Origin of the sequence: Providencia sp. PROV201 (assembly GCF_028479545.1) — a bacterium.
GTDB lineage: Bacteria > Pseudomonadota > Gammaproteobacteria > Enterobacterales > Enterobacteriaceae > Providencia > Providencia huaxiensis.
The window spans coordinates 20,187-40,523 of the sequence record NZ_JAMPNW010000030.1; the positions used below are offsets into that span (position 1 = coordinate 20,187).

At 43.4% G+C, this 20,337-nt stretch carries 16 protein-coding genes; 8 read left to right on the forward strand and 8 right to left on the reverse strand.

What is annotated here, in order from left to right; translation table 11 throughout:
- Positions 1-8: 8 nt before the first annotated feature.
- The 6 genes from ispF to rpoS all read left to right on the forward strand — a co-directional run bounded on the left by ispF (position 9) and on the right by rpoS (position 5,325).
- A complete protein-coding gene (gene ispF, locus PR809_RS18415) occupies positions 9-521 on the forward strand; it encodes a 2-C-methyl-D-erythritol 2,4-cyclodiphosphate synthase (protein ID WP_004260732.1) in 513 nt (170 codons plus the stop codon).
- On the forward strand, positions 487-1,545 hold the full coding sequence (gene truD / locus PR809_RS18420; RefSeq protein ID WP_102140108.1) for a tRNA pseudouridine(13) synthase TruD: 1,059 nt from the start codon (positions 487-489) through the stop codon (positions 1,543-1,545). The genes ispF and truD overlap by 35 nt, the downstream gene beginning before the upstream one ends.
- Positions 1,523-2,284 (forward strand): 5'/3'-nucleotidase SurE, encoded by a 762-nt coding sequence (surE, locus tag PR809_RS18425; protein WP_206276312.1) that lies wholly within the window; start codon positions 1,523-1,525, stop codon positions 2,282-2,284. Before truD ends, surE begins: the two co-directional genes overlap by 23 nt.
- On the forward strand, positions 2,281-2,907 hold the full coding sequence (locus PR809_RS18430; protein ID WP_102140106.1) for a protein-L-isoaspartate(D-aspartate) O-methyltransferase: 627 nt from the start codon (positions 2,281-2,283) through the stop codon (positions 2,905-2,907). The genes surE and PR809_RS18430 overlap by 4 nt, the downstream gene beginning before the upstream one ends.
- A gap of 306 nt (positions 2,908-3,213) precedes the next feature.
- The gene (nlpD, locus tag PR809_RS18435) at positions 3,214-4,284 is read left to right on the forward strand and encodes a murein hydrolase activator NlpD (RefSeq protein ID WP_166265820.1); all 1,071 of its coding nucleotides are present in this window, start codon (positions 3,214-3,216) and stop codon (positions 4,282-4,284) included.
- A 54-nt stretch (positions 4,285-4,338) separates the two neighbouring features.
- Complete coding sequence (rpoS, locus tag PR809_RS18440) at positions 4,339-5,325, forward strand: RNA polymerase sigma factor RpoS (protein WP_102140104.1); 987 nt, start codon at positions 4,339-4,341, stop codon at positions 5,323-5,325.
- Positions 5,326-5,402: 77 nt separating this feature from the next.
- Here rpoS and miaE read toward each other — a convergent pair whose 3' ends face one another.
- Together miaE and mutS are read right to left on the reverse strand one after the other, a co-directional pair.
- On the reverse strand, positions 5,403-6,167 hold the full coding sequence (miaE, locus tag PR809_RS18445; RefSeq protein ID WP_206276311.1) for a tRNA isopentenyl-2-thiomethyl-A-37 hydroxylase MiaE: 765 nt from the start codon (positions 6,165-6,167) through the stop codon (positions 5,403-5,405).
- A gap of 1 nt (position 6,168) precedes the next feature.
- Positions 6,169-8,736 carry a DNA mismatch repair protein MutS gene (gene mutS / locus PR809_RS18450; RefSeq protein WP_206276310.1) on the reverse strand — a complete coding sequence of 856 codons (2,568 nt, stop codon included), beginning with the start codon at positions 8,734-8,736 and terminating at the stop codon, positions 6,169-6,171.
- 413 nt (positions 8,737-9,149) lie between these two features.
- Here mutS and umoC point away from each other — a divergent pair, with 413 nt between their 5' ends.
- The gene (gene umoC / locus PR809_RS18455; RefSeq protein WP_206276309.1) at positions 9,150-9,575 is read left to right on the forward strand and encodes a lysozyme inhibitor LprI family protein; all 426 of its coding nucleotides are present in this window, start codon (positions 9,150-9,152) and stop codon (positions 9,573-9,575) included.
- A gap of 187 nt (positions 9,576-9,762) precedes the next feature.
- On the opposite strand, the gene PR809_RS18460 is transcribed toward umoC, so the two are convergent.
- The 6 genes from PR809_RS18460 to PR809_RS18485 form a co-directional block, all read right to left on the reverse strand.
- Positions 9,763-11,082 (reverse strand): cytochrome c, encoded by a 1,320-nt coding sequence (locus tag PR809_RS18460; RefSeq protein WP_241098676.1) that lies wholly within the window; start codon positions 11,080-11,082, stop codon positions 9,763-9,765.
- 11 nt (positions 11,083-11,093) lie between these two features.
- Positions 11,094-11,660 carry a (2Fe-2S)-binding protein gene (locus tag PR809_RS18465; protein ID WP_102140099.1) on the reverse strand — a complete coding sequence of 189 codons (567 nt, stop codon included), beginning with the start codon at positions 11,658-11,660 and terminating at the stop codon, positions 11,094-11,096.
- Positions 11,657-14,575 carry a xanthine dehydrogenase family protein molybdopterin-binding subunit gene (locus PR809_RS18470; protein ID WP_272524611.1) on the reverse strand — a complete coding sequence of 973 codons (2,919 nt, stop codon included), beginning with the start codon at positions 14,573-14,575 and terminating at the stop codon, positions 11,657-11,659. Before PR809_RS18470 ends, PR809_RS18465 begins: the two co-directional genes overlap by 4 nt.
- 426 nt (positions 14,576-15,001) lie before the next feature.
- Positions 15,002-16,237, reverse strand: coding sequence for a c-type cytochrome (locus PR809_RS18475; protein WP_206276307.1), 1,236 nt, complete (start codon positions 16,235-16,237; stop codon positions 15,002-15,004).
- Positions 16,234-16,785, reverse strand: a complete 552-nt coding sequence (locus tag PR809_RS18480) for a (2Fe-2S)-binding protein (protein WP_102140096.1) — start codon at positions 16,783-16,785, stop codon at positions 16,234-16,236. The genes PR809_RS18475 and PR809_RS18480 overlap by 4 nt, the downstream gene beginning before the upstream one ends.
- The gene (locus PR809_RS18485) at positions 16,782-19,577 is read right to left on the reverse strand and encodes a xanthine dehydrogenase family protein molybdopterin-binding subunit (protein ID WP_206276306.1); all 2,796 of its coding nucleotides are present in this window, start codon (positions 19,575-19,577) and stop codon (positions 16,782-16,784) included. The genes PR809_RS18480 and PR809_RS18485 overlap by 4 nt, the downstream gene beginning before the upstream one ends.
- A gap of 129 nt (positions 19,578-19,706) precedes the next feature.
- Here PR809_RS18485 and PR809_RS18490 point away from each other — a divergent pair, with 129 nt between their 5' ends.
- Complete coding sequence (locus PR809_RS18490; RefSeq protein WP_272524613.1) at positions 19,707-20,336, forward strand: nucleotidyltransferase family protein; 630 nt, start codon at positions 19,707-19,709, stop codon at positions 20,334-20,336.
- Position 20,337: the final 1 nt, after the last annotated feature.

Below are 20,337 nucleotides of genomic sequence, written 5' to 3' on the forward strand. Positions count from 1 at the left end.
GAAAAAAAATGAGAATCGGACACGGTTTTGACGTACATAAATTTGGTGGTGAAGGCCCTATCATCATTGGTGGCGTGCGTATCCCTTATGAACAAGGTTTACTCGCGCACTCTGACGGTGATGTGGTATTGCATGCGTTAACTGATGCAATTCTTGGTGCTGCAGCATTAGGGGATATTGGTAAATTATTCCCCGATACTGATCCTGCCTATAAAGGGGCAGATAGCCGAGTCTTATTGAGAGATGCGTTTTGCCATGTACGTGCCAAAGGGTATCGCATTGGTAATATTGATATCACCATCATGGCTCAGGCACCAAAAATGTTGCCACACATCGCTCAAATGCGTGTGAATATCGCCGAAGATCTTGAGTGCCATATGGATGATGTCAATGCGAAAGCGACCACGACAGAACAATTAGGTTTTGTGGGGCGTAAAGAAGGCATTGCCTGTGCTGCGGTTGTTCTTTTAATAAAAGATAATAGTAATGAAAGTAATGAATGTTCAGTACCTGCATGGTAAGCCATTGTCTTCTGGCACATTAAAAAGTGTTCCAGAAGATTTTATCGTCAAAGAAGATTTAGGCTTTGAGCTAGATGGTGAAGGCGAACATGTTATGGTTCGCGTGGAAAAAACAGGCTGCAATACGGTATTTGTTGCCGAACAACTCGCCAAATTTGCTAAAATTTCAGCCAGAGCGGTCAGTTACGCAGGTTTAAAAGATAGACACGCAGTGACGGAGCAATGGTTCTGTCTGCAAATGCCAGGTAAAGAAACGCCTGTTTTTTCAACTTGGCAGCTAGAAGGCTGCCGAATACTGGCAGTCACCAGGCAAAAACGTAAATTACGTATTGGTTCCTTGAAAGGAAACCAGTTTGAAATAACCTTGCGTGATATTTCGGATGCGAAAGACGTTGAACAACGTTTACACAAAGTCGCATTAGCAGGTGTGCCTAATTACTTCGGTGAACAACGTTTTGGACGCGATGGCCAAAATTTATCGCAAGCGTTGCGTTGGGCAAACCAAGAAATCAACGTGCGTGAACGCAACAAGCGTAGCTTTTATCTTTCTGCTGCTCGTAGTGCAATGTTTAACCATGTAGCAAGCGAACGAATTGCAAATAATACCGCCCAACACGTGATGTTAGGTGATGCATTGCAATTAACGGGCAGAGGGAGTTGGTTTGTCGCGACACAAGATGAATTTGCTACATTACAACCTCGCTTGGAGTCCAACGAATTAAGCATCACAGCGCCATTACCCGGTGATGGGGAGCTGGGAACTCAGGATGAAGCACTGGCATTTGAAACTCAGTGTTTAGCGGATTACCAGCCCTTTATCTCTTTAATGCAGCGTGAACGAGTTTCTTCAGCTAGAAGGGCTATCGTTGTTAAACCCCAAAACTTACAGTGGGAATGGCTGGACGACTCGACGGTAAAACTGAATTTTTTCTTAAACTCAGGTTGTTTTGCAACCAGTGTTGTGAGAGAAATTATTAATCAAAATGGGCAGGATAATGTCGATGCTAAAGATTTTATTGAGTAATGACGACGGGGTAAATGCGCCGGGAATTCAAACCCTTGCAGCGGCGCTACGCCAATATTATCATGTTCAGGTGATTGCGCCTGATCGCAATCGTAGTGGGGCTTCGAACGCATTAACATTAGATAAACCACTTAAAATTCAAACACTAAGTAATGGTGACCTTGCTGTACAGGAAGGCACACCAACAGATTGCGTCTATATTGGGGTGAATAAAGTGGTGCGCCCACGTCCTGATATTGTTGTATCTGGTATCAACTGTGGCCCTAATTTAGGGGATGATGTTATTTACTCAGGCACGGTTGCAGCGGCAACAGAAGGCCGCCATTTAGGTTTACCTTCAATTGCGGTATCGTTAGATGGGGAAACGCATTATGAAAGTGCCGCTAAAGTGACATGCGAGATCCTTGCACTCTTACAGAAAAACCCATTGCGAGCTGGGAACATTTTAAATATAAATGTACCTGATATCCCGTATGAAGAAATTAAAGGTATCAAAGTCACTCGCTGTGGTAGCCGCCATGCCGCTTCTGAGGTATATAGCTTAGAGGACCCGAAAGGGAATACATTGTATTGGTTAGGTCCCGTTGGGGAAATTCGTGATGCCAGTCCTGGAACGGATTTTGAAGCAGTGCAAAATGGGTATGTTTCAATCACCCCATTACAAGTTGACCTAACCGCTTATAAAGCACACTCATTAGTGGAAGAGTGGCTAGAAAAATCAGGAGTGTCAGTAAAATGAATACAGGGCTCATGAAAGAACTTTTGGCTCAATTACGCCAACAGGGAATTCACGATGAGCGCCTATTAGATGCCATTTCACTCGTTCCTAGGGAACGGTTTGTGGATGAAGCGCTCTCCCATAAAGCCTATGACAATATCCCATTACCTATTGGTCATGGGCAAACTATTTCTCAGCCGTATATTGTAGCTAAAATGACGGCGCTATTGGCTTTAGCACCGGATGATCACGTTCTCGAGATAGGGACAGGCTCAGGGTATCAAACAGCAGTATTGGCACACTTGGTTAAGCATGTTTTTTCTGTTGAGCGGGTGAAAAGTTTGCAATGGGCTGCAAAGCGGCGCTTGAAACAGCTTGATTTACATAATGTTTCAACTCGTCATGGAGACGGCTGGGAAGGTTGGCAGTCAAAAGGACCTTTTGATGCCATTATCGTTACTGCGGCGCCAACAGAAATACCGGCTTTACTATTAGGGCAATTAAAAGATGGTGGTCGAATGGTTTTACCTGTCGGTGATAAAGAACAAGCTCTGAAGCTAATTACTCGACGTGGTAATGATTACCATACTAATGTTATTGAAAAAGTCCGTTTTGTTCCATTGATTGCCGGCGACCTCCTTTAACCTATTTGCAATGGTATTTAATCAAAGTCTGGTTATTTTTATAATCGATTTAAATAAAATATCATTGCAAAGGTTCTATTAACTCAAATAGCAGTAAAACTATTCCAAATATGATACTTTACCCAGCTGAATTTGTGGGAGTAGCTTAAACTGTTAGTCATTTTCTCAAATTGTTATATTTTTAATATATTTAACTTGTTCACTATTTTGTATTTCTGCTTTAATAAGTGAAATATTTTATGATAACTCTATTGCTGACATTATTTTGAATTGTCACGTCAGATTTTTCTTCACGGGAGAAGAAGCATGAAAATTGTTAGCCCTATAAGCAGAATTCGATGGGCCGTCATCTTTTCATTTAGCGGAGCGCTATTGGCAGGTTGTTCTACACCGTATCATACAGCGGCACCTATTTCGAGTGTGAATGATAGCCAGTCTAGCCAGCAAACGGTGCAAAGGACGACACCGGCCTCGTCACCAAATACGGGGATGAGCACGGCAATGCCATCGTCTCGTCCTAATTTATCAAGTAATACAAATACTCAGCCTGTAAGTCGTAGCTCAGGGCCTGTAACAACTAATGGTGAAGGGCGCATTGTATACAACCGTGATTATGGCAGTATTCCAAAAGGCAGTTATAACGGTAATAGCTATACGGTTCAGCGTGGTGACACGTTATTCTATATCGCATACTTAACAGGTAATGATTTCCGTGAGTTAGCATCGCGAAACAATATTCCAGAGCCCTACAGTCTCAATGTCGGGCAGGTTATTAATATTGGTAACACAAATGTGAACTCGAACACTCAATTAGCGGCAAATTCATCAAATAGTCATCAGCAAGCGGTTGATCTTCGAACAACTAATGAGTATCCTGCAAACAGTGGTGGTCAAAATTCAGGTAAGATGTTGCCTAATAATAAGAAACCTGCAACGCAGGCTTCAACGACGACAACAGCCTCGACAACAACCGCTTCTACCGCAGTCAGTAGTACGAATAATTCGTCAATAAAATGGCGTTGGCCAGCCGAAGGGAAAATGATTGAAGGTTTCTCTGATGCTCAAGGTGGGAACAAAGGGGTAGATATCGCCGGTTCTCGAGGCCAAGCTGTGCTTGCTGCTGCGCCAGGAAAAGTCGTTTACGCGGGTAATGCCTTGCGTGGATATGGAAATCTAATAATTATAAAACATAACGATGACTATCTAAGTGCTTATGCTCACAACGATACATTGCTTGTGCGTGATCAGCAGGACGTCACTGCGGGTCAAAAAATAGCCACTATGGGTAGTACTGGAACTAGTTCGGTTAGACTACACTTTGAAATTCGTTACAAGGGAAAATCAGTAAACCCGTTGCGTTATTTACCGCAACGATAAACTGGGCAGAGTGCTTTGACATTCTGTCCGCATTATCTAGGGTAGGAGTCACTGATGAGCCAAAGTTCGCTGAAAGTTAACGAGTTATATAATGACCTCGACGAAAGTAATTTAAATGACACTTTTGACGAGAGTCAGTTTAAAGAAGAGGATCTGGTTACTGAGCTAGATGACGAAATGGATTTACTCCAGAACACAAATCAACGTGTTCTGGATGCCACTCAAATTTATCTTAGTGAGATTGGGTTCTCACCACTCCTTACAGCAGAAGAAGAAGTTTTTTATGCAAGACGTGCATTGCGGGGTGATATCGCATCACGGCAGCGCATGATAGAAAGCAACCTTCGTCTCGTTGTAAAAATATCACGTCGTTATAATAATCGAGGTCTCGCATTACTCGATTTGATAGAAGAAGGAAATCTTGGGTTGATTCGTGCTGTTGAAAAGTTTGATCCTGAAAAAGGGTTCCGCTTCTCGACGTATGCAACGTGGTGGATCCGTCAAACGATCGAACGCGCGATCATGAACCAAACTCGAACTATTCGCCTTCCTATTCATATCGTTAAAGAACTCAATATTTACCTTCGTACTGCACGTGAATTAGCCCAGAAGTTGGACCATGAGCCAAGCCCTGAAGAGATCGCTGAGCAGCTAGATAAACCTGTCGAAGATGTTAGTAGGATGTTACGTTTAAATGAACGTATCACATCTGTTGATACGCCAATTGCAGGGGACTCAGAGAAATCTTTGCTTGAGGTATTGTCTGATGATAATGATTCAGGTCCAGAAAATACAATTCAAGATAATGACTTAAAAGATAATATTGTTAAGTGGTTATATGAATTGAACCCAAAACAAAGGGAGGTTTTAGCACGACGTTTTGGGCTTTTAGGCTATGAAGCTGAAACTCTGGAAGAAGTTGGCCGTGAAATTGGGTTAACAAGAGAACGTGTTCGTCAGATCCAAGTAGAAGGTTTAAAGCGATTAAAAGATATTTTACATGGCGAAGAGCTGACTCTGGAGTCGCTATTTAATATGTAGGGTGTTGATTCGGTAGTTAAAGCCCCTATAAGCTAAGGTTTATAGGGGCTTTTATATGTAAATAATAGAGAACAAGCTTAGTTAATGGGGACACCACTATGAAATTTAAAATCATCGTCAGGTGTCGAAATTAATTCAGCTTCAATAATACCAAAATAATTAACTCGCTCAGTAATATCTTGTTTACTAATTAATTGTGCTAAGTGCAAATAATCTTGATAGTGGCGAGCTTCTGAGCGTAATAATGAAATATAAAAATTTGCCAGCTGCTCATCAAGAAATGGGGCGAGTTTAGCAAAGCGTTCACAAGAACGCGCTTCGATATAAGCTCCAATTATTAGCTTATCAACTAAGGTTTTTGGATCGTGCGGGTCGATATGGTTCAACAACCCTTTGGCGTAACGGCTTGCAGTGACGCCATCATAGGGGATGTTACGTTCATGCATGATCTCTAGAACTTGGTAAAAATGATGAAGTTCTTCTTTGATAAGCAAGACCATTTTATCAATTAAGTCTTGGCTATAAGGTGATTGTTTTTTTGCCAATATCTGCTTAGAAACCTGATTTTTGTTTCTTAATGTATGGATGTCACCAACCCTATCATAAGCAAATGATTCATAAGGTTTAAACCATTCGAGTAGGACTGCCGCACTTTCTTTATCAACGGCATATTTGCGAATTAAAAACATCGCACTTTGCGCGGCTTTTAATTCACATAACAAATGGTCTTTTAAGATAATGGACAAGTTTTCAGGCAAACTCGCTTTTTTTACCCACGCATCAGGCGTTTCACATTGCAGAAACTGCCTGATTGGAGTGAGTAATTGCGCATACTCATCCATGTTAGTTATCCATATCCTTTAACCGATAAATCCAATCTAGGGCTTGGCGCGGAGTGAGTTTATCTGGATCAATTTCAGCGAGAGCAGTTAATACTGGTGATGGCTCGACATCTTCTGTGGTTAAAAAGCTAAGCTGGGCGCTATCCACATGGCTCGCATTGGCATTGTTTGAGATAACTTCGAGTTCTTTAAGTTTTTGTTTTGCCCGTTTAATCACTTCCTTTGGTACACCGGCAAGAGAAGCGACAGCAAGGCCATAGCTTTTGCTGGCGGCACCGTCTTGAACGTTATGCATAAAAGCAATGGTATCACCGTGTTCAATAGCATCGAGATGGATATTGACCGCGCCTTCGAGTTTTTCAGGCAGTGTTGTTAATTCAAAATAATGCGTTGCAAATAATGTCATTGCCTTGATTTTATTTACTAAATTCTCAGCACAAGCCCAAGCAAGAGAAAGACCGTCATAGGTTGAAGTCCCGCGACCAATTTCATCCATCAGTACTAAGCTATGCTCTGTCGCATTATGAAGAATATTAGCGGTTTCTGTCATTTCGACCATGAATGTTGAACGGCCAGATGCAAGGTCATCCAAGGCACCGACACGGGTGAAAATGCGATCGACTGGGCCTATCACCGCTTTGCTGGCAGGGACGAAACTACCGATATATGCTAACAGGGTAATCAATGCTGTTTGGCGCATATAGGTACTTTTACCGCCCATGTTTGGACCAGTAATAATTAATAAACGACGTTGCGGTGACAGTGATAACGGGTTGGAAATAAACGGCTCGCTAAGCACTTGTTCTACAACAGGGTGGCGACCCTCAGTAATTTGAATACCCGGTTTTTCAGTTAGTTGTGGGCAAGCGTAGCCTAGAGTTTGAGCTCTCTCCGCAAGGTTGGCTAGGACATCTAACTCAGCAAGTGCTTCAGCACTGGTTTGCAGCGCAGCAAGATGAGGCAATAGCATATCAAACAGCTCATCATACAGCGCTTTTTCAATAGCGAGTGCTTTTCCTTTTGATGTCAATACCTTATCTTCATACTCTTTGAGTTCAGGAATAATATAGCGTTCCGCATTTTTTAACGTTTGGCGACGGACGTAATGGATAGGCGTTAAATGGCTTTGACCGCGACTAACTTGAATATAGTAGCCATGAACCGCGTTATAACCGACTTTTAGGGTATCGATCCCCAGTTTTTCCCTTTCACGAATTTCGAGCCTATCGAGGTAGTCGGTTGCCCCATCAGCAAGGGCGCGCCATTCATCGAGTTCACTGTTATAACCCGGGGCGATAACTCCGCCATCACGTACCAATACAGGTGGCGCATCAATAATGGCTTTTTCAAGTAAGTCTTGTAACTCATCAAATTGACCAATACGATTTTGAAGGGCCTGTAAATACGAACAACTTGATTGGCTTAGTATTTGATGAATATCTTGGTATTGTTGGAATGCGTAACGCATACGGGTTAAGTCGCGTGGGCGTGCAGAACGTAGGGCTAGACGTGCTAATACGCGTTCTAAATCCCCTATTTGGCGCAAAAATGGTTGCAATTCAAAGCCGCATTCTTGCAATGCACTAATAGCTTGTTGGCGGTTATTTAATACTTGAATATTACGCAATGGGGTATGTAGCCAACGTTTTAGCATACGGCTGCCCATTGGGGTCACACACATATCTAAAATAGCGGCAAGTGTGTTTTCTGTACCACCTGCAAGGTTTTGGGTGATCTCTAAATTGCGACGAGTCGCTGCATCCAAAATGACATTATCATTTTGTTTTTCCATCACAATACTGCGAATATGGGGCAGTGAAGTACGCTGTGTGTCTTTTACATATTGCAATAGGCAGCCTGCGGCTCTGAGCGCTTTGTGTGCGTCTTCAACTCCAAAACCGATTAAATCTTTTGTGCCAAACTGTAAACCTAGCTGTTGTTTTGCTGTATCGAGTTCATATTCCCACAGTGGGCGACGACGTAGGCCTTTATTATGTTCAATTAATGCCATACTGGCGAAATCTTCGGGGTATAGAAGTTCAGCAGGGCGAGTGCGTTGCAGTTCGGCTTGTAATGCTTCTTCGTCGGCAATTTCACTTATAATAAAGCGGCCTGAGGTAATATCTAATGTTGCGAAACCAAAACCTTGTTGGTCTTGCCATACCGCGGCTAAAAGGTTGTCTTGCCTTTCATTTAATAGGGCTTCATCGGTAATTGTGCCTGGTGTCACAATGCGTACTACTTGGCGCTCAACTGGCCCTTTACTGGTCGCTGGGTCGCCAATTTGCTCACAAATGGCGACGGATTCACCCATTTGTACTAATTTAGCTAAGTAACCCTCTGCAGCATGGTGAGGGACACCCGCCATAGGGATCGGCTGCCCTGCGGATTGACCTCGCTTGGTGAGGGAAATATCTAACAGTTGAGACGCTTTTTTAGCATCATCAAAAAACAATTCGTAGAAGTCACCCATGCGATAAAACAGCAGTATGTCTGAATGTTGTGCTTTTAGTTTTAGATACTGCTGCATCATTGGTGTGTGGGATTCGAAACTTTGCTTATCAGTCATAATGTTGTCTGTTCTAACGTATTGAGTTAACTAAATTCTGTGAGGTGTTCAGAGACTAAAATACCACAGATCGTATCAAATGAGAGTAGGCAAACGTGTTAGCCATGGATTTCTTTATGGTATTACGTTGAGGTTATCGGGAGCAACGTGCATTTGGTGATAAAGTGTCTGAAATATGTATTAGTGATACAAAGGTAAAATTGATGACTAAAAATGAAATTTATGTAGGCATGTTGTTCTGGATTTTGCCTCATATTAGGAATATGCAAATTCAAGATAAAAATCTAGACTGTAGGATAAGTTTTATTACTATGAGTAAATACTAAGAATAGTCCATAAAGTTAGTGTGTTATATCGATTTTTTTATTCGTATAAGTTAAAAAGGCACTTCATATACAAATTGAGAGGTTTTTATGAAGTTAAGTACATCAAAAGCATTATTTATCGCTGCAGCAATGACTATGCCTGTGATGGTTTATGCTAGTAATGTCCCAGTACCTGGGTTAGCAACGGATCCTCTCAACGAATGCTATGAGCAGATTGCAGATGCTCCACGGACAGCAGTTCAAGCATGTTTACAAAGTAAGCTAGATAGAGCAGATGAGATGATGAGTAAATCAATTGCAGATAATGAAACTGAACTGAAAAAAATTGACTCTTCTGCAACAGCACAAGCGATTGCTTCTCTAAAAAAATCACAGGATGCTTTTCTGGCGTTCAGAACCAGTGAGTGTCAACGTCAAGGTGATGCTTTACTTGGTGGAAGCGGAATAGGGGATGTGATGTTAGCGTGTAAGGTTAAACTGACTTATTTCAGAATTGAAGCGCTGAGTCTTTAATCGTATTTTTCATTATGTATTTTGGCGCCTTTATGTATGTCATGATGCGCTATTATCTAATATAGAAAAACGTCTTTTCCCCTTAATTAACTTCTTAATTTTTAGTAAGGGGTTTTTAGTCATATCTTATGTCGTTATTATGAATACTCCTCTTTGAGCTAATATAAGTCGCCGAGGAGTATTTTAGTTACTGCGCTGCTTTTTTCAGTTTTTCAACTTGTTCGGCGGTGACGGGTTTACCTTGTCCACCCCACTCAGCACGTGCCCATGAAATTAAATCTGCCATTTCTTGAGGCGTTAAATCATCAGCAAAACTTGGCATGGCATACATACGCTGCCCGTTCGGGAAGGTGGTGGTTGGAATACCAGTTAGTACCACACTGATAAAGGTTTCAGGGCTGTCCATGGCTAGGATAGCATTACCTTTTAACGCTGGAATACCATTTGGCACACCTTCTCCGGTGATCCCGTGGCAGCCTGCGCAGGTAGACATATACATCAAGCGGCCCGTTTCCATGGTTTGACTGACATCACCCACTTCTGGTGAACTTGCTTCAGGTAATGGCGTTGGTGGAGCTTTGGCTCCGAGTATTTTTCCTTGTTTATCGGTCATCAAATAAATCGCCATGTCATCCACATCGCTCTTTTTCATCTGACTGGTGGAAAAATGGGTTACTGTGCTCATGTCTGCAAATGCAGAGCCTTGTGGGGCATTGCCTGTCAGTAAAAACTGGCTCAAAGAGGCGGTATCGTACCCATGTTTGGAAAGCGCTTCTGCCGTGATATCAGGGATCGCTAAACCGGCTTCTTCACCCCCTTGAAGTGACCGTGAAAACTCGACGCCCATCATTAGGTTACGTGGTGAGTGGCAAGCACCGCAGTGTGCCAAACCTTCGACAATATACGCGCCACGGTTCCACTCGGTAGAGCGTTGCGGGTCATGGGGCGCATTTTGTTTAGGAAAATTGAGTAAAGTCCAGAAGTTCATAAATGGGCGAACGGGTAGGATAAATACCCCGGTATTTTCTTTGTTTGGCACCGCCATTGGTGGAAGTGACATCACATAAGCATACAGGGCATCAATATCTTCCGATGTGGTCATATGGGTAAATACAAACGGCATCGCAGGGTAGAGATTACCTCTCTCTTTGCCAATTCCGTCTTTCAAAGCACGATGGAAATCAGCACGGGTATAGTTACCGATACCAAATTGCTTATCAGGCGTTATATTTGTGGAGTAAATGGTACCGAAAGGGGTTCCGATAGCACGACCACCCGCAGCCAATGGCCCTTCAGGTAATGAGTGGCAACCAAAGCAATCCCCAGCGGTTGCCAGTTCTTGTCCTCTAGGCAGTAACTTGGCGACTTCTTCTGAGGTCAGCGGTTTATCTAAATCAGGGCCGATACTGGAGGTACGAAAAGCGCCAAACAGGATCGCAAGCATTAATATTATGAATAATAAGATAATAATATAAATGCTCTTACGTAGAGAGCTGGATTTAGCCATGATGTTTCCCCCTAGTCGATCACGCAGCCAGGAGTGTCAAGAGCGACTTTCCTCACAGCTTCATAGTAGCGTACATAACCTGTACAACGGCAAATATGCTCATTGAGGGCTTCTTCAATGGCGTGTTCGAGTTGGTCACGTTTCACTGGGTTTTTCTTCAGTTTATCAAGAAATACCGTCGCGCCCGTGACAAAACCGGGCGCACAATAACCGCATTGGAACGAAAAGTTTTCGATAAAAGCTTGTTGAATTGGCGTTAATTCAACAACTTTGCCTTGTTCATCTAGTTTGGCTTGCCCTTCGATGGTCACAATATTTTTATTGTTGAAATAATGGGCACCAAAGATACAGGTGCGGCTTTCAACCGTTGAACCATCGGGCTGGATTTCCATAATGGTGCAAGCATGGCAGATCCCTTGTCCGCAACCAAAGTGGGTGCCAGTGAGGTCTAGGTATTCATGTAGAAACTCAATCATTGGCATCCCAACAGGGACATCAATAGGACCAACTTTTTGGCCGTTAATGGTCAGTGTTAGTGGCTTGCGCTCAATAATCGGAACGGCATTGTTGATTTTCATGAGAGTGCCTTTTTAATTTTATCTACCGTGATAGGAAATTCATAGAAACGCTTGCCTGTCGCATGGGTTAATGCATTACTCGTCGCAGGTAAGATTGGGATCATCCCCAGTTCAGCCATGCCTTTTGGTGGCGAAGTTTCTGAGAGAGGTGGTAAGTAATCAATGGTTTGCTGCCAAACCGCCACATCTTTTGCGCGCGGCAGGACATAACGATTAAAGTTCCATGTCCCGTTACCTGGCCCATCTTCATACAGTGGTAATTCTTCCATCAATGCATGGCCAATACCCATCGCGGTACCTCCTTGGATCTGGCCTGAAACTAATTCAGGGACAATCATCGTACCGGGGTCCATAATCATATGGTGGCGCATGACATCGACCTCACCTGTCATCGTGTTGACGTTGAGCTCGACTAGGCAAGAAGCGGGTGTGACCGTTGTGGGGTCTGCTTTTGCGCGTTGTGTGGGTGGGTAATAGGCAATTTTACGTTTAATAAAATGATAACCGCCAGTTGTCATCTGTTTTTTTAGTTCTTGTGGCGCACCCTCGCCATAACGAACGGATATCGCATCAAGAGGCAGATTTTTTAAGCCCACAGTTGGGATATCGAACTCTGCGCGAGCCCACTGCCAGCTGGAATAACCGTGAACAGCAACCCCGGTGATAAGCCCCATCTCATGGGCTCTTTTGGCTAAAATGTCAAAAGGAATGGGCTTCATTCCGCCACCGCCAATACCTTCTGGGCCAACGCGAATATCGGCAAATTCAACATTTAAGCCGTTGAACGCACCACCGCCGGGGCCTTCACTCCAAATGCTTTTGGCCGCAGGCCAGAGGGTATTTTCCAATAAAAAATGACCCGCTTGGCGCGTGCCGAACCCAATGTAATAAACACCGCTCGATGAACTCATGTCAGGGATCAGAGCCGGAGTCCAATAGGGATCAGTTTTGGACAATTCGTCTTGTTTTTTCTGGTCGGCCCAACTGGTTTTAAGCGGTAGTTCTTCAAACTCAGTCACCCCAAACTCAACTACATCAGGGGCTTTGCTGAGTGCTTGCCATACCATTACTTGCTGCGCGGTTGTACCACCTGTACCAATCTCTTGCATACAATGGCGCATTGTTAGCTTGCCATTGATATCAAATTCGAGGGAAAGAATGGTAGGGACACCACTAGAGCCATAAACTTGCTGCACTTGTGCGAAGCCAACACCGTATAGCTTACCGGGGTTTTTCGCTTCATAATTGGCTTTGTTTTTCTCACGATCGACCCAAATCGGGTGTTTTTCTGCGAGATTTAACATTTCGACATTGCGTGGGTCACCGGCGATAACACCACCTTGTGTATTCGGATAACCTTCTAAAATAGCATTACGGCGGCGCAGTTCAATCGGGTCAATATTGAGGTTGTGAGCGATTTCATCGACCATCAATTCAGTGACAGCCATCGATTGCAAGGAACCAAAGCCACACATTGAGCCCGCTTCGACAGCCGGAGTGGCCATGGCGAGAGCGGTGAGGTCAGATTTAGGGAAATAATAAATAGATTGGGCGCCGCGTACCGCAACGTGGGATACGGCAACGGAGAGGTTTTCACGGCCTCCACCATTACAGTTGTAAGTGCCTTTTAAAACATCAAATTTACCGGTTTTTTTATCACCAATAATGGTGACATCCATCTCGATGGAGTGGCGTTTCATCCCCATTTGGAATTGTTCATAGCGGTCATTTGCCATGCGAACAGGCAAGCCATCAGCGTAGAAACTGGCAACCATCGAATAGAAAGGGAAAACTGAATAGTCTTTTGAGCCGTAACCGACAGTCGAACCGGTTAATAATACAATGTTTTCGACGGAAAAATGTTTGTTGTGTTTAGATAGCTCAGCCGCGGCATTGACCACACCAGCAGGAGATTGCGTTGCTGTTAATATATGCAGCGTTTTGGTTTGTGCGTCATACCAAGTATTACAGTTATCAGGCTCCATCGCGCAAGGGTCGATGGATTGTGAAAAGCCATGGCGTTCAATCACAAACTTATCAGGGTTCTGGCGAGCGGCTGCGATTTCTTGCTCAATTTGCCGTGCATAATCCATCGCTTTTTCTTGTTTATCAGGGCTCTTTTCTGCCTGATGAAGGGCTTGAATAAAGCCGCCACCACGATCTTTACGGATTACGGGTGGAATTGAAATGGAGTGTTTGGGGTCATAAGGTGGCCAAATAGGCGTATTGCCATCGAACCCACCTTTAATACCCGAATCTTGATAAGGGGAAAAGATAGAAGGCGAAAGCGGGGTGTCACCACCGATACGCACGTACCGTGCTGCACCGTAGTTAGCGGGCGGTTTTGGCCCTGTCACCGTTCCGTATTTTACGGTGTTTGTGGCGAAGCGTAACATCCGCTGTGCTGCACTGTATTTATCGAAATCATGATAAATCAAGATAGCAACCGGGTGGCCAATAATCGGCGGGGTATCCCCTAGAGGAACTAAAATATTGGTGCCATAAAAGCCTTTCCCCATACTGGTGTCTTGAGGGATATTTAAGCCATCACGGATAAGGTCTTCTTGTAAAACAATTTTATCAGGCTGTAGATTTGGCCCTAACATTGAAATATCAATGCCTTCAAAGGTTTTATCTGCCTCTGTCGCTTTTAACATAAAGGCATAACTTTGTTTTTTTGGCCAGCCGGGGATGTCTTTGGCTCGATAATCACGAGCAAAATTTTTACGCCCAGTAACTTTTTCAACGCCATCCCAACGAAAACGTGCTTTACCGTTTTGACCAATCCAATCCGTTGATGGAGAGTCAGAATCGAGCTCCATTGCTATCGCAAAAGGGAGTTTGCCGACCATCACAGCAATGCCCGCAATAGTCCCCAGTTTGATGAAATTGCGTCTAGAAATATGTCCCGACATGGTGTGCTCCCTGATAATATTTTTAGGGGTTTTATTATGAGCAATGGAGAGAAATAATATTTCTTAGCCACTCATTATAAGACTATTTTATTTCGATTAAATCTGTTCGGAATTTGATGGCTAATATCAAATAGCTCAGTAAGTTACACAAATATTATGGGTATCTGTAATGATATATCAAGAATGAGTAAGGGGATTTATACAAGAAAGTGAATAATATTGTTGGAGTCATCTTAATATGACAGTATTGAATAAAATAACTGAGCTTTATTAGAATGTATTTTATTTAAATGATATTAATTCTTATTAATGAATAATTAAATCAATATGTATTCTATTATATAAAGTATATTCCTATAAGGGGATTAAATAGAGGCCAGTCGGGCTCATTAAATATTAACAAGCCCGACTGGTCATTTTTCGTCATTATTGACGTAAAGATTTAATATGCTCCGGGGTGACATCGGCAGGCTGTCCTCCCCATTGAACGCGAAGGAAGTTCACTAACTCACTAATTTGTTGGTCATTTAGCTTATTAGCAAACCCTGGCATACTTTGCATGTTTTGGTTATTAGGAAACGGCTGTTCAGGTAAACCATCTAAAATAGCGTTAATTAGGTTAGTGCTATCCGCATCACGTAATGTTGAATTCCCTTTCATTGCCACGGCAACATTCGGTTTGCCGCTACCATCATAGGAGTGGCAGCCGGAGCAGGTTTCTAAATAAATTTGGCGGCCTTGTGCGTTACCTTCCCCCATTCTTAATGGTGAAGTGGCTGGTGGGTTGTCGCCCATTAAATAGGTGGCTATGGCACTATTATCTTCTGGAGTTAAATGTTGTGAACTCAGGTAAATTACAGGGTGCATATCACTGTAGGCGGAACCTTGTGGCGTGAGCCCAGTCATGAAAAACTGCTGTAAATCTTCTTTTGTCCATCCTCGTTCTGCAAGCGCTTTCGGGGTAATATCTGGCGCCATAAAACGGCCTAATGCACCGCCTTTCATAAAGTTATCTAAATCCATTTCACCCAGTTTCCCTCTTGGCGTATGGCATTCGGCACAATGCTCTAATACATTAACTAAATACCGGCCACGTAGCCATTCAGAGGAGCTACCTTGTGAGCTATCTGGGAGCGGTTTGTCGTTAAAAAACAATAAATTCCAGCCAATCATTGCCATACGTTGGTTCAATGGGAATGGCAATGAATTTTCAGGTGGCGCGACATCAACTGCGGGTTGACTCATCAAATAACTGTAAATAGCGTCAGAATCTTCACGAGTGATCCCTTTGTAAGAGGTATAAGGCATGGCCGGATAAAGATTTTTACTCGGCGGTGAAATTCCTTGGGTCAGTGCTTTATAAAAATCATCTTTTGTCCAGCGGCCGATACCAAAGTCAGCTGAAGGGGTTAAGTTGCTGCTGTAGATTATCCCAAATGGAGTATCTAGAGGAAAACCACCGGCTAATGGCGCGCCATCAGTGCTGGTGTGGCATGCAGCGCAGTCACCAGCAAGGGCGAGATAACGGCCCCGCTCAATTTCTTGGGGAGTCGCGGTGACTTTTTGTACCGGGCCATCTAAGGTACGGCTTTCATACCAGTAGAGCACCGCCCAAACGATGATAGCGATGGCTATCAACCATAAAATAATTCGTTTGATCATTTTATTGCCTCCTTGATAAGACCAGGAGTCGCAAGAACCACATCGCGTACTGCTTCATAATAGCGGACATAGCCCGTACAACGGCAAATATGGTTATTTAGAGCTTGTTTGATAGCATCTTCTAGTTCTTCTTCTGCAATAGGGTTTCGCTGAAGTTCTTCAATAAATACGGTAGCGGCATTCACAAACCCTGGGGTGCAGTAGCCACACTGAAAACTGAAATGCTCAACAAAAGCTTGCTGAACCGGGGATAGTTTTACCTCTCCATTTTCTTCTTTAGTGGCCGCCCCTTCGATAGTCCGAATACTTTTATTATTGAAAAAATGGGCGCCAGTAATACAGGTGCGGATCTCTTCGCTGGTACCAGATGGATTATCTAAGATAACAACGCATGCATGGCAGATACCTTGACCACAGCCTAGGCGAGAACCTGTTAAGTCGACATATTCATGAAGAAAGTCGATCATCATGAGGCCTTCAGGTACGTCCATTGGTCCATACTGTTGGCCATTAATGGTTAAGGTAAGGGGAAGGAAATTTAGGCTCATGATATTACCTCTAAAATGTCTTTTGCGCGTACAGGCAAATGCAAGAAATGATGACCAGTTGCATCTGCAATGGCATTAACGATGGCTGAAACCACCGGGATCATAACAACCTCAGCAACGCCTTTCGGCGGGTCAGTGTCCGAAAGTCCTGGTAGGACTTCGTTGGTTTGTTGCCAAACAGCAACGTCACTGGCAAGAGGGAGATGATAACGGTTGAAGTTCCATGTCCCATTACCGGGGCCATCTTCGTAGAGAGGTAAATATTCATGGAGCGCATGGCCGATACCCATTGCTAATCCACCTTGAATTTGCCCTGAAACCAGCTGTGGAACAATGAGATTACCGCATTCCACCACGCTGTGATGGTTGAGTAATTCAACATGTCCCGTCGCTTTGTCGATGGAGAGCTCTGTCACCGTGGCAACGGCACTGTAGTATGTAACTCCGGCATTATTTCTTTGTGTATCAGGGTAATACGCTTTTTCGCGGTGGCAAACTTGGTATTCTTTATCGGCAAATCGTAGCGATAGCCCATCAATCGGTAAACGGCGGGTTTCTCCCTGAATAGGGAATTCCGCTTCAGCCCATTGCCAGCGGTTAAATACGTGGCACACTGCGCCGGTTACTCCGCCCATTGCAAAAGTGCGTTCAATTAAGCGCGATAAACTCAGCACCTCGAGCCCATCAGCGGTTAAGCCTTCAGCAACCCAACGTGCATCTTCACGACGAACAACGAGAGGAGCAGCTTGCCCGCCACCAATGCCTTCTTGCCAAATTGACATAGCCGCTGGCCATAACCCATGTTCAAAAATAAGGCGCGCTGCCGCTTCGGTGCTATGGGTGAAATAATAGGCGGAATTACTGGCACTCGCAGGTGAGCAGTAGTTCGGTGTCCATAATGGGTTTTTAGCTAGGTGGTTTTGCTCATCTTGTGACATGGCAAATGGGTTACCTGTCGATACCATCGGTAAAATTGACCAATCAACAACAGAAAAATGAGCTTGTTCCGCAGGCTTTCCTAACCATTTAGCGCAAACCACCGATTGGGACGTGGACATGCCTGTACCAATTTCTGCACCACTATGGTAAATGGCAATTTTCCCCTCGGGGGTGAGTTCCACGCGAGCAAAGGAGGATTCCGCGCCTGTTCCGAAGTCTTTTTGCACACAAGAAATCCCTGTGCCAAATAGTTTACCGCTATTTTTCGCTTCGAAGTCGGCTTTACGTTTGGCTCTATCTGTCCACATTGGATGCGCAGCACAGCGAGTTAACACTTCATCTGCACGAATAGCGCCACCAGGGATTGCCCCTTGGGTATTTTTCATCCCAGACTTGATGATATTTTTAAGGCGGAACTCGATGGGGTCGGCTTTGAGTAGTTTTGCGGCTTCTTCCATTAACATATCGGTTGCAGCCATGGCTTGTAATGTGCCATAACCGCGAGCTGAACCTGCATCTACTGCTCGTGATGCAATACCGACCGCAGATAAATCACTGCGGGGAATATAATAGATAGCTTGAGCACCTGTAGCCCCGACCATAACAACGGAAGGCGTAAAATTACAGCGACCACCGCCGTCACCGATAAAAGAAGCTGAAAGAGCTTCAATTTTATGCGTTTTTTTATTAACCGCTAGGGTGTAATCCATATCGAAAGCATGGCGTTTGATGGTGGATTGAAATTGTTCATAACGGTCATTAGCCAGACGAATAGGGACTCCGTCTCCATATAATGTTGCCATCGCCCCATAATAGGGGAATGGAGTGTGGTCTTTAGAACCATAACCAACGGTAAAACAAGGGTGTAGGAAAATTTGCTTAATTGGGAAATGTGATTTTGCCAACATCTCTGGTAATGATGCCGCAACCTCCTGAGGGGACTGTGTCGGAATAACAAGATGGAATGACTGTGTTTTGGCGTCGTACCAACCGTTAGCATTATCAGGCTCTAAGGCGGCAGTATCTATCGATTGAGAAAAGTATTTTCGTTTGATCACTAACCAGTCTTCTGGCGGGTTTTCCAGTTGTTTGGCGAGCTCATCAGCATATAGCATGCCTTGTTGGTCTAATTTTCCACCTTCGCGGCCTTCAGGCCAAACGGGTAAGTGTTTTTTCATGCCAATAGGGGAGATTGGCATGTCTTTTAGGCTTGAGTAAATATCGGGCTCATAAGGGTTTTCATTGCCAACTCGCACGCCACGGTAGCTTCCCCATGGGTCTCGTTCTAATGGGCCAGTTAATGCGCCATATTGGATAACATCGTCACGGAATTTTAAGGTTTCTTTGGCAAAACGGAATTTAGCAAAATCATGGTAAATCAATAATGCGATGGCTTGGCCGAGGTAGGCTGGTGTTTTTCCTTCAGGAAGCAATAGATCCTCGCCATAAAATTCAGGGAAAGCGACACCATCTTTTTCTAAATCACTTGCGGTTACGATGCGGTCAGGCATCAGGCCATCTTTTAGCAGATCAAGGTTAAAGCCTTGGTAAATTTTATCGGCTTGAGTCACGCGGAGTAAAAATGCATGGCCTTGTTGTTTTGGCCAGTGAGGGATATCACGTGCACGAATGTCTCTGGCGAAGACTTTCTCCCCTTGGACTTTGGCAAAACCATCAATACGGAATTTGATTTGTTTGTCGACCGGGTTCCAGTCAGGAGATTGAAGGATTTTTTCTTCGAATAGCACATCGAAAGCACGGCTATACAAAGGGGCTAAATAAACAGATATTCCCGCTATAACGGCACATTTTAGAAAGTGTCTGCGGGAGAGTTCGACATTGCTTTTGCTCATAATACACCCTTACACTTATTATTATTACATCAGTATTTTTATTTTTATAGTCACATAGAAAAATTACTTGTATCACATTTATATTATACTTCTCTTAATAATTTTCAAATTAATGATTAAGTAGTTCTTGTGATCTTACTGAATATACTTTATTTATTAGGTATGCAATCAGTATATCGATTTAAAATAAAAACTATGAATATTGGCATTTTAATATTGGCAGCAGGAAAAAGTGAACGTTTTCAAAATGCTGGAGGTAAAGGAAGTAAATTAAACTTTGTGTTAGAGGAAAACACAGTTTTTGAAAAAACACTATGTAATTCAATTGATAGTGGACTTCCTATGCATGTGGTAACGCGGCCTGAGAATGAAGGTGTCATTAATAATTGTTTACAATTTAATATTCCATACTCATTGATTAATAGTAATGGGTTAGGCGACTCAATCGCATTTGGTGTTAAAAACACTTCAAATTTAGATGGGTGGATAATTCATTTGGCGGATATGCCATACATCAATAGCCATTTATTTATCCGTGTAGCGAATAAATTAAAACAATATACATTAGTACGGCCAGTATATAATGGCTTGCCGGGACATCCTGTGGGAATATCTGCAAAATATTATTCAGATTTAATTAAATTGTCTGGAGATGAAGGGGCAAAATCAATATTACAGAATAATTTTGTCTATAAACTAGACATAAATGATGAAAATGTTGTGAAAGATATTGATTATCCAAGTGTTGATAACGAGTAAG

Bases quoted from the DNA above. Each gene is read 5' to 3' on its own strand.
- mutS (WP_206276310.1), bottom strand. From the start codon at position 8,736: ATGACTGATAAGCAAAGTTTCGAATCCCACACACCAATGATGCAGCAG.
- truD (WP_102140108.1), top strand. From the start codon at position 487: ATGAAAGTAATGAATGTTCAGTACCTGCATGGTAAGCCATTGTCTTCT.
- umoC (WP_206276309.1), top strand. From the start codon at position 9,150: ATGAAGTTAAGTACATCAAAAGCATTATTTATCGCTGCAGCAATGACT.
- PR809_RS18430 (WP_102140106.1), top strand. From the start codon at position 2,281: ATGAATACAGGGCTCATGAAAGAACTTTTGGCTCAATTACGCCAACAG.
- PR809_RS18460 (WP_241098676.1), bottom strand. From the start codon at position 11,082: ATGGCTAAATCCAGCTCTCTACGTAAGAGCATTTATATTATTATCTTA.
- PR809_RS18475 (WP_206276307.1), bottom strand. From the start codon at position 16,237: ATGATCAAACGAATTATTTTATGGTTGATAGCCATCGCTATCATCGTT.
- miaE (WP_206276311.1), bottom strand. From the start codon at position 6,167: ATGGATGAGTATGCGCAATTACTCACTCCAATCAGGCAGTTTCTGCAA.
- PR809_RS18480 (WP_102140096.1), bottom strand. From the start codon at position 16,785: ATGAGCCTAAATTTCCTTCCCCTTACCTTAACCATTAATGGCCAACAG.
- PR809_RS18485 (WP_206276306.1), bottom strand. From the start codon at position 19,577: ATGAGCAAAAGCAATGTCGAACTCTCCCGCAGACACTTTCTAAAATGT.
- nlpD (WP_166265820.1), top strand. From the start codon at position 3,214: ATGAAAATTGTTAGCCCTATAAGCAGAATTCGATGGGCCGTCATCTTT.
- PR809_RS18470 (WP_272524611.1), bottom strand. From the start codon at position 14,575: ATGTCGGGACATATTTCTAGACGCAATTTCATCAAACTGGGGACTATT.
- surE (WP_206276312.1), top strand. From the start codon at position 1,523: ATGCTAAAGATTTTATTGAGTAATGACGACGGGGTAAATGCGCCGGGA.
- ispF (WP_004260732.1), top strand. From the start codon at position 9: ATGAGAATCGGACACGGTTTTGACGTACATAAATTTGGTGGTGAAGGC.
- PR809_RS18465 (WP_102140099.1), bottom strand. From the start codon at position 11,660: ATGAAAATCAACAATGCCGTTCCGATTATTGAGCGCAAGCCACTAACA.
- rpoS (WP_102140104.1), top strand. From the start codon at position 4,339: ATGAGCCAAAGTTCGCTGAAAGTTAACGAGTTATATAATGACCTCGAC.